We start from the raw sequence: 14,513 nt of genomic DNA, 5'->3' as shown, positions 1-14,513 counted from the left end.
TTAAATTTTAACATGAATAAAGTTTTTTTTTAAATGGATATCTACGTTTTAAAGTAGTGTTTGTTTATATGAAAAATGTAGCATCTATTATGTCAAATGGTGTAAAACACGATTTTTCACCCATAATCGCAACAAAATTCTTACTGTTTGCTTAATGCGTTCTATTGAAAAAAATATTAGTCCATTATATTTGATTTCACAATAATAGAATTTCAAAATGAAACATTGCAAAACACGGTTAAAACTAATAGCAGAAATAGCGTTGGTATGTTTTATGCTTTTCATTTTAGTCATGCTTTTTAGTTTTTTTTAAACATATGATAAATAACAAATTTAAAACATTAAACAATTCATTTTTAAACAAAAATGTTTTAGCACTGGCTTTAGTGTGTTCTTGTACTTTGTGGTCTTGTAAAGCACAAAAAACAACAATCTCCTATGAATTTCAAGATGAGTCCATTTCAATAGAGCAACGGGTAAACAATTTAGTCTCTCGCTTAACTTTAAAGGAAAAAATATCTCAATTAAGATATGATGCTCCAGCAATAGATAGATTAGGGATTCCTGAGTATAATTGGTGGAACGAATGTTTACATGGCGTGGCTCGAGCAGGAGAAGCAACCGTTTTTCCACAGGCTATAGGTATGGGAGCAACATGGAATCCGGATTTAATTTTTGAAATGGGGACAGCGGTTTCAGATGAAGCTAGAGCTAAACATCATCAATTTTTAAAGGAAGGAAAAAGACGTATGGGCCAAGGTTTAACATTTTGGACACCCAATATAAATATCTTTAGAGACCCACGTTGGGGGAGAGGTCAAGAAACGTATGGCGAAGATCCGTTGTTAACCAGTAAAATTGGTGTTAATTATATTAATGCTTTACAAGGCGACGATGGTAAATATCTAAAAGTGGTTGCCACTGCTAAACATTTTGCAGTACATAGTGGTCCAGAAAAATCGAGACATCAAGATAACTACCAAACGAATAATAAAGATTTATACGAAACATATTTGCCAGCATTTGAAGCAGCTGTTAAGGAGGCGAATGTGTATTCTGTTATGTGCGCGTATAATAGATATCGGGATGTACCATGCTGCGGTAGCGACATGTTATTACGAAAAATTTTACGTGACGATTGGGGTTTTGATGGTTATGTGGTATCCGATTGTTGGGCGATAAATGATTTTTGGCAACCAGAACACCATGGTGTTGTAGAAACACCTGCGGAAGCAGCAGCTATGGCGATAAATAATGGAACGGAACTAAACTGCGGAAATGTTTACGATCCAAGTCTTAGCGAGGCTGTTTTAAAAAATCTTGTTGATGTGGAGGCTATTGACGAGGCTGTCAAAAAACTATTTACAGCGCGTTTTAAATTAGGAATGTTTGATAATCCAGAACATGTAAAATGGGCTAATATTCCTTATAATGTGGTAGCGAGTGAGGCACATTTTGCTTTATCGGAAAAAGTAGCACACGAATCGATGGTGTTACTTAAAAATGAAAACAAAACATTACCTCTAAGTAAAGATTTGAAATCTATTGCGGTAATTGGTCCGAATGCAAATTCTACCCAAGCTTTATTAGGGAATTATCATGGTACCCCCAATCAATTTATTACACCATTGAAAGCTATAAAATCCAAATTGCCTAATGCCCAAATACATTACGCTTTGGGTAGCGATATAGCTTCGGGTTGGTCAACATTCATTCCTATTCCTAATTCTGTACTTCATGCAGAAGGAAAATTGGGTTTAAAAGCAGATTATTATACTAATAAAAGCTTTCAAGGAAAGCCTGCGTTTACAAGAATAGATAGTGTTATTAACTTTGTTTGGACTCCAAAGCGCCCTATTAAAAATATGAAATCAGATAATTTTTCAGTGCGATGGACAGGAGCATTAAAACCAACAGAAAGTGGAGCTTACAGAATAGGTTTAAAGGCGAGTAGCTATGCTAAATTATTTGTAAACGATTCGCTTTACTTTGAGTTTAGTGCAGAATACGAACCAAAAACTAAGTATTTCGATACTAATCTTGAAAAGGGGAAATTATACGATATTAAAATAGAATATACCAATGTGTTGTCCGATCCACAAGCACATTTACTTTGGGCTAAATTGAATGAAGACTTAATAACGCCAGCGATAGCAGCCGTAAATAAATCGGATATTGCCATCTTGTTTTTAGGACTTTCTCCAGAAATTGAAGGCGAAGAAATGGAAGTGGAATTGGAAGGTTTTGATAAAGGAGATCGCTCTGAAATTTCATTACCTAAAAATCAAATAGAGTTAATGAAAAAGGTACACGCTACTGGGAAACCAACTATTGTTGTTTTAATGAATGGAAGTGCCTTGGCTGTAAATTGGGCGTCCGAAAATGTTCCTGCTATTCTAGAAGCCTGGTATCCTGGTGAATTTGGAGGGAAAGCTATTGCCGATATATTGTTTGGAGACTACAATCCGGGAGGAAAACTTCCTGTAACTTTTTATAAATCGGTAACAGATTTACCAGATTTTAAAGATTATAATATGGAGAATAGAACTTATAAATATTTTAAAGGTGATCCTTTATTTCCTTTTGGTCACGGACTAAGTTATTCGAATTTTGAATATTCAAACTTAAAAATACTTGAGCAAGTAAAGCTTAAAGATGCTATTGAAATTTCAGTAGAAATAAAAAATACAAGTAAAGTAGCGGGCGATGATGTGGTTCAAGTTTATTTATCACATTTAGATAAACAAGAGCAAAACGCGATTAGAACCTTGGTAAGTTTCGATAGAGTGCATTTAGCTGCTGGAGAGACTAAAATTTTAAAATATAAAATAGATGCCGAACAGTATACGTGGATTAATTCCGAAGGAAAAAAACTACTAGAACCTGGAAATGTACTTCTAAGTGTAGGTGGTAAGCAGCCTGGTTTTAGTGGTGTGGCTAATGCAAGTTCTACATCTGTTTTAACAAAAAAAGTGTTCTTAACGAACTAAATAAATAACTTAAAACATTTTATATGAAGTTTAAACTGTTAATCATTCTACTGGTAATAATTTGCACAGCATTAACTGGCTGCAATAATAAAACAACCAATGGTAACACCCCTTCACCAGAACCAAATGGAAATCAAGATATCGGATTAAAGGTTGCTTTTAAAAATCATTTTTTAACAGGTAGTGCCTTAAGTGTAAATGATATTTTAGATAAAGACAATACTATTAAGCAACTTGCAAAAAAGGAATTCAATACCATAACTCCTGAAAACTGTATGAAAGCAGAGGTGGTAAATCCAAAGCCTGGAGTTTATGATTTTAAAGCAGCAGATGCTTTTGTTGCCTTCGGTCAAGAAAACGACATGTATATTATTGGTCACACGTTAATATGGCATAATCAAACACCTGATTGGTTTTTTACCAATACAAAAGGAGCACCTAATTCTCCTGAAGAACAAAAAGAGCAATTGCGTAAACATATAGAAGCGGTTGCCGGAAGATATGCTGGAAAAGTGCATGCTTGGGATGTTGTAAACGAGGTTATTGATGATGGTGGCTCTTATAGGCCGACCACATGGGTAAATAGTATTGGTGATGGTGATGAAATGGTTAAACTGGCCTTTAAATATGCGAGTGAATTTGCTCCTAATACAGAATTATATTATAATGATTTTAATGCTTGGCGCCCTGAAAAAAGAGACGGAATTGTTCGAATGATCAAGATGCTTCAAGATGCTGGAATTAGAATAGATGGTATAGGAATACAAGCGCATTGGGGTTTAAATTTTCCTAAGAATGAATATATTCAAAAAGCTATAGATGCCTATGCTGCATTAGGGGTTAAAGTTATGATTACAGAATTAGATGTTGACGTATTACCACTTACTAAGGAAGGTCAAATTATTGGGCGTAGTATGATGGAACCTCAGTTTCAATTAGAAGAGTTCAAAACTTTCTTAGACCCCTATAAAAATAGTTTACCGGAATCCGTAGAACAGGATTTAGCCAATCGTTATAAGGAATTATTTGAAATTTTTGTAAAGAACAGCGATAAAATAGATAGAGTCACTTTTTGGGGAATGCATGATGGTATGTCTTGGAAAAATGACTACCCCATACCAAATAGGACGAATTATCCGCTTCTATATAATAGAGATATGACACCAAAACTAGCGAGACAGGCCGTTTTAGAGAGTCTCAAATAACAATTAGATCCATACATTATTGATACCTAAATATTATGAAAATGAATAAAATTTTAATACTGAGCATCGTATTGTTTGGCATATTCGCTTGTTCTAGCGATGGAAATGACGATGACCCAGTAATTCCAATAAAAGTGCAGGCATCGTTTGTTTATACTATTTCAACTGTAGATTCTCATCTTTTGTTTTTGGAAAACACTACTTCTGGTGATGGGTTTACAAGTTCTTGGGATTATGGCTTAGGAGGAGGTAATGTAAATGATGCTCCTGGGGTGGATACGGTACGTTATGATACTGCAGGTACTTATACTATTAAGTTAACAGTTGTAAAAGATGGTTTAACCACAACCGCAACTAAAACTATAAAAGTGGATGCGACTGGTATTTGCCCTAACGGTTTGTGTAGTGGTGGAGGTTCAGAGACCTTAAAGTCTGCTGCAACAACTTTTTCGGTAGGAACTATTACCAGAGATTCATACATAATTGCTGGTGGTAAGCATACTGAAACTCTAAAAGCGGATTTCAATAACTTAACTTCGGAATATCAAATGAAGATGGATAAGATGAATCCATCTCTGGGGAAATACGATTTTAGTGCAGGAGATGTTATTGTGAAATTTGCACAGGAAAATAGTATGAATGTTCATGGTCATGCTTTAATATGGCACAGTTCTACACCTAGTTGGGTTGAGAATTTTGCAGGGACTAATGCGGAGTTTGAAACCATGGTTGAAAATTATATAACGACTACATTGAATCATTTTAAAGGAAAAGTGCGATCGTGGGATGTTGTAAATGAAGCCTTTGAAGATGGCACAGGACACCCTTTAAGAAATTCAATTTTCAGACAAAAAATGGGAGACGATTATATTAAAAAGTGCTTCCAGTTTGCCAGAAATGCCGATCCAAATGTATTACTCTTTTATAATGATTACAATATCGCTTCAAGCAGTACAAAACGCGCGGCTATCTTTGCACTTGTTGATAATTTGGGAAGTTTGATTGATGGTGTTGGCGCACAAATGCACATTTCTTATAATGAACCTTCAGCTTCTAGCATTCAAGCCGTAGCAGACGGTACCGTTTCAAGAGGAAAAAAATTACATTTCTCGGAACTGGATATACGTGCTAATCCTAATAATGATCAAACAACTTTAACGACTGCTAGAGCCGATTTGCAAGCAGCAAAATTTAAAGAAGTCGTAAAAATATACAATTCAATACCTCTGGCGAACAAATTTGCTTTAACAACTTGGGGTGTAAGGGATAATGAGTCTTGGTTAATAGCTTTTTGGAAACATATAGATTGGCCTTTGATGTTTAATGAAGATTATTCTAAAAAACCAGCTTACAATGCTTTTTTGGAAGGCTTGAAGTAACGTTTAATCAACAACTAATTTTACGGATTTATAAAACTTGATATTCATAATTAAGATTTTGTAAATCCATTTTTTTTAGACTAATAATAATAATAATAATAATAATAATAATAATAATAATAATTTTTCAATGATATATAAAAAACAAAATTTCCCTGAAATTAAAGTAATACAAGTTGTTTTAATCCTGTTTTTATGTACAGCATGTAAAAATTCTAACCAAAAAACAATTGAAGCGGCAGGGCTAAAAAATGTTTCAGAATTTCCAATAGGTACTGCTGTTAATATTAATAGGCTTATTAATGATGATAGATTAATGGCGTTGCAAGTTTCAAATTTCAATAGCATTACAGCTACGAATGATATGAAAATGCAGTCTATCTTGCCTGCAGAAAACCAGTTTAATTGGAAAAAGGCCGATACCATTTTATCTTTTGCCAACAAGCACAACCAACGTGTTTTTGGTCATAATCTTATTTGGCACAGCAGTACGCCTAAATGGGTAGAAGAAAAAGGAGCCAAAGACAGCCTATGGCTGGATACATTTATGAAGGAATATATTCATAAGTATGTCGGCCGATACAAAGGCAAAGTAGCAGGATGGGATGTTGTTAATGAAGCTTTTGAATCTTCAGGAGACGCATATAGAAAAACGTTCTGGTACAATAATTTGGGTAAGGAATATATAGCAAATGCTTTTCGCTATGCGCACGAAGCGGATCCCGATGCCGTATTATTTTACAACGATTTCAATATAGAGCGGGATACCACAAAGTTACATGCGTTATTAAAAATGGTGGATGAATTTAAAGCTAAGGGAGTTCCTATTTCAGGCATAGGCTTTCAAATGAATATTAGAATGGATATCCCTGATGAAATTATTGCATATTCTTTAAAAAAGGCTGCAGAAACAGGTTTGCAAATACATTTATCTGAAGTCGACATTATTTTTAATACACATAACGACGAAAGGTTAGGAGGAATTGAAAATTATAGTGTATTAACAGATGAAATGAAACAAGCCCAAGGCGAGAAGTATAAAAATTTGATTAAAATGTATAAAGAAATAGTGCCTAAAAAGCAACAGTTCGGCATTACATTATGGGATTTTACTGATAGGGATACCTGGATTATAGGCTTCTTTAATATGAAAGATTGGCCCAGTATTTATGATGATAAGTTACAACCGAAGCCGGCTTACTTTGGGTTTTTAGAAGGTTTAAAAGATTGAAAAATTAGGTTAAAAAAAATGATTTGGATGGAATACTTATAAAATGGAAATGAATAAACGAAATATGTAATTACATGAATAAAAAATAAGAAAAATGAAAGTAGTGTTGTGTTTAATTATAGTTTTAAAGTCTTTTGTCGGTTTTGCTCAAGAACATTATAGTATATCTTCTCAAAAAGATAGGCTAAGACAATATTCGGGTCAATGGGTAAGCGCCATGAGTCCTAGTTCAGACAGTGTTGCAAATTTTCCAGAAATAAAGATGAGTAGTATGACTAATTTCAGTAATCATTCGCTCACGGTCGAAGTTTTACAAAAAGATAGTAAGAATCAGTACAAACCTATTCTGCATGAAATTATAGGCTTTGATACTGTAACCGATACTGTTTTTGCTGCTGGTCATAACACACAAGGGGCCTTTTTTACTGGAAAAGGAATGTTTACTTCAGAAAATAAATGGACGATGCAAGACAGAGATCTCAATGGTAATAAAACCATGAAGGTAGATTTTGACTTTCAAAATTATACAGATGTTATATTGGAAGGGTTTGATAATGATGTAAAGAGTTTATGGAAAACTAGATACATTAAAAACAATCCTAAAAATAAAAACATTGGCATTCAGCTCGTTTCTGTTCACAAAGAAATGCTTAAAAAACCAGAACAAACCTTAATTCAGTTGGGTAGAATGGGCTATAGCTATGTTGAAACTTTTGTGTATAAAGAAGGCCGTTTTTATGGATATAGTCCGAAAGAATTTAAGGCTGTAGTAGAAAAAGCACGTATGAAATTTCTAGGTTCCATGACTTTTTTCGATCCTGAAGATAAAAATGATGATGTCGCCATAAAAACCTGGTGGAATAAAACAATACAAGACCATAAACTAGCTGGTGTTGAATATCTTTCTACCTCAAATAGTAAATTAAAAGGCATTAAGACCATTAAAGAACTTCAAGAGTATTGTAATTATTATAATAAAGTTGGAAAACTGTGTAAGAAGAACGGACTTAAATTTGTGTATCACAATCATGCCGATGAATTTTTAAAGGTTGAAGGTGTAACTATTTATGATTATTTTCTTCAAAACACCAATCCTGAGGATGTCCATTTTCAATCTGATTTGTATTGGATGCAAGTGGGAGGTGTAAATCCTGTCGATTATTTTAAAAACTATCCCAACCGATTTATTAGTTGGCATGTAAAAGATTATAAAGAATTAGGAGAAAGTGGAAAAATAGATTTCAAGGACATTTTCAACTATAAAGAAATAGCTGGAGTGAAATATATCTTGTCTGAAGTTGAAGATTATAGCTTTCCTCCTTTATTTAGTGTTGGTTTAGCTTGGGAATATATTTATTATGAATTATTAAAATAAACCTTTGATTATGAGCCCTTTTAAAATAAAATATTTAATAGTAATTATATGTGTCCTTACTATGATTAAAACGAACGCGCAAGATCAGTTTCGTGTTTTATTGTTTGCCCAACATGATACTTGGCATTATAATACCATCCCTGTTGCTGTTGAAGCATTCAAAGAAATGGCAGCAGAAAATCAATTTAAGTTTGATTGGACACAAAGGCCAGATGATCTTATAGAAAAATTACCAGAATATGATGTCGTGATTTTTTTGAACGCCAATGCCAATTTTTTGACCACAAAACATATGGATGCTTTAAAAACATTTATGAAACGAGATGGTGGCTTTGTAGGCATACACGGAACAGCAGATGGTGAAAACGATAATGCTTGGTTTGATGGTCTTGTTGGGGCTAAATTTGTGAATCATCCAAAATTACAAGCCGCTATTGTTAAAGTTGAGAATCATGATTTTCCAGCAACTTGGCATCTGCCAACTAAATGGCTTCGTACTGATGAGTGGTATAACTTTGAAAATATGAATTTAGATAAACTACATATTCTATTGACAGTTGATGAAACTTCTTATGATTATACTGCGGGTTATGATGCTATTCCGTTAAAAGGTATGGGAGAGGAACATCCTGTTTCGTGGTATCAAGAGTATGAAGGAGGAAGATCGTTTTATACTGCTTTAGGTCATAAACCAGAATCGTTTAAAGACAAAAATTTTTTAAATCACATTTTTGGAGCTATCTATTGGGCCAAAGGCGATTAATTTAATTAAAAATATATGAGAACTAAATCAAATAAACAGACTTCCAACTATTGTCTAAATTTAATTAGCATCAGTTTGGTAATGATAGTAAATATATCTTGTAAGGCTCAGAAAAATCAAAATACATCCATAATTGCTGATGGTGCACAACTTAATTTAGTTGCCGACGGTTTTGAATTTACAGAAGGTCCTGCCTCAGACAAAGAAGGTAATGTCTATTTTACAGATCAGCCTAATGATCGTATTTTGAAATGGAATGCCCTTGATAATACGGTTTCGGTATATATGAAACCATCAGGTCGTTCCAACGGACTTTATTTTGACAACCAAGGAAATTTGTTGGCTGCTGCAGATGAAAAGAATGAAATATGGCGCATTGATGTGGATAAAAAAGTTAGCGTACTTGTTACTGATTTTGATGGCAAAAAATTCAATGGTCCCAATGATCTTTGGGTAGATGCTAAAGGCGGTATTTATTTTACAGATCCCTATTACCAACGCACTTGGTGGAAACATAAAGAGCCTCAGCAAAAATCAAAACGGGTGTATTATTTAGCTCCGAATACAAAAACACCAACAAATGTCGCAGACGATAACTTCGATCAACCAAATGGAATAATTGGTACTCCCGATGGCAAGACCCTTTATGTTGCCGATGAGGCAGGAAAAAAAACTTACTCCTATACCATTGAAAAGAATGGCAAGCTTTCCAATAGAAAACTGTTTGCAAATATGGGTTCTGATGGGATGACTATAGACCACTTAGGTAATGTTTACCTCACCGGAAAAGGTGTTACTGTTTTCAATAAAAAAGGGGAACAAATAGAACATATTGCTGTGCCTGAAAACTGGACTTCCAATGTCACTTTTGGTGGATCGAAACTAAAAATACTTTTTATTACTGCCATGGATTCAGTATATACCTTAGAGATGGCGGTGCATGGAGTACGATAAGTATAATTAGTAAACCTAAAATTTGATATAGCTAATTTTGAAAACATTTATTCTCAAGAAGTAAAAAATAATGAAAACCCAAAGTTCGCGGTGAATAAAATGGCCACGATCAATTGTGTTTTGGGTATCGCTATTTTAGCACGGGACATATATTTAAAAAAAGGAGTCAATAACAACGGTTAAGGCTCCTTTTTCCAAACTAAACTAACTAAACTAATCTTTACTAATCAATGTATGGCTTTAGAGGAACAATGGTTCCATCATCATTATAGGTTATTTCTGCTAATTTAACAGATCGTAAATGTGTAACTCCTTTAGATAGTGAGGAATCGTGGTAAAATAAATACCATTTTCCGTCTACTTCACAAATAGAGTGGTGGCTTGTCCAGCCAACTACAGGTTCTAAAATGATACCTTTGTAAATAAATGGTCCATAAGGATTGTCTCCAATAGCATAACATATCAAATGAGTATCTCCAGTAGAATAAGAAAAATAATATTTACCTTTATATTTGTGCATCCAAGAAGCTTCAAAAAAGCGTCTGTTGTTATCACCTGCCAATAGTAAATTTCCTGCTTCGTCTAAAATTTCTAATTGTTTAGGTTTTTCAGCAAATTCTAATAAATCATCCGTCATTTTTGCAACAATGGGCAATAAGGCTGGTTCATTATTTTCTGGTAAAAATGCTGTTGGACTATCAGGTTGTTCTGCATTAAATTCACCAGTTCTCCAGCGTTGTAATTGCCCCCCCCATAAACCACCAAAATACATAAAGTAACTACCGTTATCATCTTTAAAAACCGCAGGGTCAATAGAAAAGCTATCTTTTATAGCTTCCGGTTGTGCTGTAAACGGACCTGTAGGTGATGAACTTATTGCGACACCAATTCTAAAGATGCCATCATATGCTTTAGCAGGAAAAAATAAATAGTATTTACCATCTTTTTCATGTGCATCGGGAGCCCACATTTGTTTTTCAGCCCATGGAACATCATTCACATGCAGCGCTACACCGTTATCTATAGCTTCACTGTGAATGGAATCCATAGAAATAACGTGGTAATCTTCCATCGCAAAATGGCTTCCTAAGTCATCAAAGGCTTCTCCTGCATCTATATCATGAGAAGGGTAAATATATATTTTTCCATTAAAAACATGTGCCGATGGATCTGCGGTATATATGTGAGATATTAATGGTTTTGAAATGGCTTTTTTATTTAATTCGTTAAAGTCGATATGTTTAATAGTATCTTCTGGCATGGTATTAAAATTTTAATTATTTCTTCTTTCTTTTAAATCCTTTTCAATTTGCACTTCCATGTTTTTATTTATTTCATAGAAAAATAATAGACCGGTTCCAACTAAAAAAGGAATAGCTGCGTAAATGCTAACAAGCATTTTTGTGCCCAAAATAGCGCCATCCGATTGTATTGAGAGATCAGCATTATAACCATAACTACCTAAAATTCCGGTAACTAGGGCGCTACCGATGCTTAATCCGCCTTTTAAACCAACCATCATTGCTGAAAATATGATAGCAGTTGCACGGTGGTTTGTTTTCCATTCAGAATAATCAGCGACGTCTGCAATCATCGCCCATAAAAGTGGTATGGTAATTCCGTAGAAAAACCCGTGAAATATTTGTGATAAAAACATCAAACCAACAGAAGTTGATGGAATTATGTAAAATGCTAAAATAAACAGCGTTGAGACAAATAAGAAGATTCCAAAGATGTTACGTTTCCCATATTTATCAGCCAACCCTTTAGAAAACATAATTCCTATAATCATAAAGCTAATACCACCGGCATTAAACAATCCAAAACCGGCAGAAACAGGATTTCCACTAAAAAAATTGAATCCAATTCCTGATAAAAAAGCTAAAATAGGTTCTAAAAACTGGGTCAATGCCGTTTTATCAACGTAGTTTTCAAAATAATACACGTACGAGCCTCCCTTTATTGCTAATGTAATAAATACCAATGCGGTTAAAACAAGCATGAGTATCCATGGTCTATTTTTAACTAAATCTCCAATGTCTTCTTTTAGCGTTGATTTTTGTTCAGGTTTAGGAATAATACGTTCTTTTGTGGTAATAAAAGTAATTAGCAGCATCACAGATCCAATAATTGCCAACCAAGTCATAACAATTTCAATGCCCACAGCTTTGTCTCCACCACCAGCAGTTTCAATTATTGGCAACATAAATACTTGAACAAAAAATTGAGCTACCATAACCGCCACAAAACGATACGATGAAATACTGTTACGTTCTCCCATATCACCCGTAATTACACCACTTAAAGCGGAATAAGGTAAATTATTGGCGGCGTATAACATTAATAATAGGGTATAGGTAATTACCGCATAAATAACTTTTCCTTTATAACTGAAATCTGGAGTACTAAAGGCAAGTAAAGCAACAACACCCAGAGGTACTGCCGTCCATAAAATCCAAGGACGAAATTTACCCCATTTGGTGTTAGTTCTATCTGCAATGGCACCCATAATTGGATTAAAAGCAAAAGCTGCTACAAGACCAACCGATAATATAATTATGGAAGCATCATTGGGTTTAAGGCCATAAATATCTGTGTAGAAATAGGCGAGATAGGTCATTAATGTTTGGAAAACAAGATTTGCTGCCAAATCTCCAAGGCTATAGCCTATCTTTTCTTTTACTGATAATTTTTGCGTATTAGCGGTCATAATTTTATTGTTTTTTTAAGTCTAATACGCTGTTGTAGGCTTTTTTAGGTTCAAAATTTCTATCAAACAATAAAGGGTGATTTGTTCTGCCATTTATTGGCCAACCATTTAACCACGAATGACCGTCATTCACGCCCCAAAATGTGACTCTTTCTATTTTATCTTTATGTTTAAGGAAAAGTTTGAAAATAGCTTCATAACGCTTGGCTAATTGAATTTGCGCTGCATCTGTAAGTTTAACAGGATAAGGGTTCATTTTTGGGTCGTTTTCAAACTGAGCATAGCTTTGTTCAACGGCTGCGCCGTCTAAATCCCAAGGGTTTGGAAGCACGGTAACGTCTAATTCTGTAAAACTAACTTTAACTCCCGCATTGGAATATGCAATAATACTATTCTCTATATCTTCTAGAGTAGGTCCTTCTAAGCTCCAATGGGCTTGCATACCCACACCATCTATTTTAATGCCTTTATCTTGCAGGTTTTTCACAATTCTAAGAACTCCTTTTCTTTTTTCTGGTTTCCATAAATTATAATCGTTGTAAACTAATTTGGCATCCGGATCTGCTTTTGCGGCAAGCATAAATGCCTGTTCAATATAATTTTCTCCTCCCATAACCTTGTAGAAAACAGATTCTCTTGGAGACCCATCTTCATTTAAAGCTTCATTAACAACATCCCAAGTATTAATTCTACCTTTATATCTACCCACAATTTTATTAATATGTGCTTTTATGGTGCTTGCCATGGTAGCACTGTCTTGAATATTTTGTACCCAAGGTGCCAATTGACTATGCCATAATAAGGTATGTCCAACAATATGCATATTGTTTTTTTCTCCTAATGCAACATACTTATCAGCCGTTTCAAAATTAAAAGAATCTTCTTTCGGATGAATTTGCTCCCATTTCATATCATTTTCAGGAGTAATGGAATTAAACTCTTTTTCCAGAAGGGCATTTGATAGTGAATCGGTTTGATTTATTTGAGACCTACTGATGGCTGCTCCTATTAAGAAATCGTTTTTAAATGATTCTTTAAGTGAAGGCAACGGCGAAATAGCGTTTTCTTTAACTGTCGTGTTTTTACAGTTTAAAAAAATACTAAAAGCTATCATAATCAATAATAGTGTTGATGGTTTGTTCGTCATAATTATGTTTTATTTTAAAAATTTTGAAATAAAATTATTTTGAATAAAAATACCTTTATGTCGTTTAGAGCAATAAAACAAAATCAACAAATCTTAAAACAATTGTTGCATTTCATCTTTTTTAAGATTGAATTATTTAGTTTAAATTAAATCAAGTATCAATATGTTGGTTTTACTTGCTTTTAAAATGAAGTACTAAGAAAATTTAGGGTATTAAATTCTTTTTAGCATTAGTAACTAGTGTCCTTATATATAATACACCACTTGGGTGATTACCTTTCTTTAAACATTTTAATGTTTATTGGTTTAAGAAGCATGACAGTGGTTGGTTCTCTTTATAAGTTTGCTTATAGCGAGTTAACTAAAAAAATAAATTTCAATTTTCTCTTGACGTACTAGAAGTAACTTTATGTTTAATTAGGTGCTTATTGTGGTGGTTTGCTTTGTCTATATGGGAAATCCTTTTATATTTTCGTAATCATTCACTTTATAATCTGTCCATATCATTTTGATTTTTAAATATTTATATAAATAGAGAAACGAAACTTATCAGTATTCGTGATTTTATTTTTATTTTGACAATGTCATCATTTTTTTAGTGTTGAAAATGAGAATTATTATAATCATCCAATGAAAATCAGAGTATTAAAAACTTCAACACCCTTCTAGATCCCTATATATGTTGCATGCTTTGTAATTAATGTTGCATTAATACTGATTCATAGTATTGTTGCATCATTAATTACAGTTATTGCTTCA

10 protein-coding genes are annotated in these 14,513 nt (G+C 33.8%); 7 read left to right on the top strand and 3 right to left on the bottom strand.

From position 1 onward, the window contains the following. The first annotated feature begins 317 nt into the window (after positions 1-317). The 7 genes from Q5N74_RS16255 (at position 318) to Q5N74_RS16225 (ending at position 9,897) form a co-directional block, all read left to right on the top strand. A complete protein-coding gene (locus Q5N74_RS16255) occupies positions 318-2,990 on the top strand; it encodes a glycoside hydrolase family 3 protein (protein WP_304390053.1) in 2,673 nt (890 codons plus the stop codon). Positions 2,991-3,013: 23 nt separating this feature from the next. Further along, a complete protein-coding gene (locus Q5N74_RS16250; RefSeq protein ID WP_304390052.1) occupies positions 3,014-4,195 on the top strand; it encodes an endo-1,4-beta-xylanase in 1,182 nt (393 codons plus the stop codon). A 41-nt stretch (positions 4,196-4,236) separates the two neighbouring features. Beyond that, complete coding sequence (locus tag Q5N74_RS16245) at positions 4,237-5,574, top strand: endo-1,4-beta-xylanase (RefSeq protein ID WP_304390051.1); 1,338 nt, start codon at positions 4,237-4,239, stop codon at positions 5,572-5,574. Positions 5,575-5,704: 130 nt separating this feature from the next. After that, positions 5,705-6,805: an endo-1,4-beta-xylanase gene (locus tag Q5N74_RS16240; RefSeq protein ID WP_304390050.1), complete on the top strand. Its 1,101-nt coding sequence runs from the start codon at positions 5,705-5,707 to the stop codon at positions 6,803-6,805. A 94-nt stretch (positions 6,806-6,899) separates the two neighbouring features. Continuing rightward, positions 6,900-8,180 carry a sugar phosphate isomerase/epimerase gene (locus tag Q5N74_RS16235; RefSeq protein ID WP_304390049.1) on the top strand — a complete coding sequence of 427 codons (1,281 nt, stop codon included), beginning with the start codon at positions 6,900-6,902 and terminating at the stop codon, positions 8,178-8,180. A gap of 61 nt (positions 8,181-8,241) precedes the next feature. Next, on the top strand, positions 8,242-8,943 hold the full coding sequence (locus Q5N74_RS16230) for a ThuA domain-containing protein (protein WP_304390048.1): 702 nt from the start codon (positions 8,242-8,244) through the stop codon (positions 8,941-8,943). A gap of 81 nt (positions 8,944-9,024) precedes the next feature. Next, the gene (locus tag Q5N74_RS16225; protein WP_304390047.1) at positions 9,025-9,897 is read left to right on the top strand and encodes an SMP-30/gluconolactonase/LRE family protein; all 873 of its coding nucleotides are present in this window, start codon (positions 9,025-9,027) and stop codon (positions 9,895-9,897) included. A 223-nt stretch (positions 9,898-10,120) separates the two neighbouring features. Here Q5N74_RS16225 and Q5N74_RS16220 read toward each other — a convergent pair whose 3' ends face one another. The 3 genes from Q5N74_RS16220 to Q5N74_RS16210 are packed head-to-tail and all read right to left on the bottom strand — an operon-like array spanning position 10,121 to position 13,754. Next, entirely contained in the window at positions 10,121-11,158 is a 1,038-nt protein-coding gene (locus Q5N74_RS16220) for a glycoside hydrolase family 43 protein (RefSeq protein ID WP_304390046.1), read from the bottom strand. A 12-nt stretch (positions 11,159-11,170) separates the two neighbouring features. After that, on the bottom strand, positions 11,171-12,607 hold the full coding sequence (locus Q5N74_RS16215; RefSeq protein WP_304390045.1) for an MFS transporter: 1,437 nt from the start codon (positions 12,605-12,607) through the stop codon (positions 11,171-11,173). Positions 12,608-12,611: 4 nt separating this feature from the next. Further along, entirely contained in the window at positions 12,612-13,754 is a 1,143-nt protein-coding gene (locus Q5N74_RS16210) for an endo-1,4-beta-xylanase (protein ID WP_304390044.1), read from the bottom strand. Between the last annotated feature and the right edge of the window lie 759 nt (positions 13,755-14,513).

The sequence above is a fragment of the Mariniflexile sp. AS56 genome, from assembly GCF_030552475.1.
GTDB lineage: Bacteria > Bacteroidota > Bacteroidia > Flavobacteriales > Flavobacteriaceae > Mariniflexile.
This window is presented reverse-complemented; position numbering and strand designations above follow the sequence as displayed.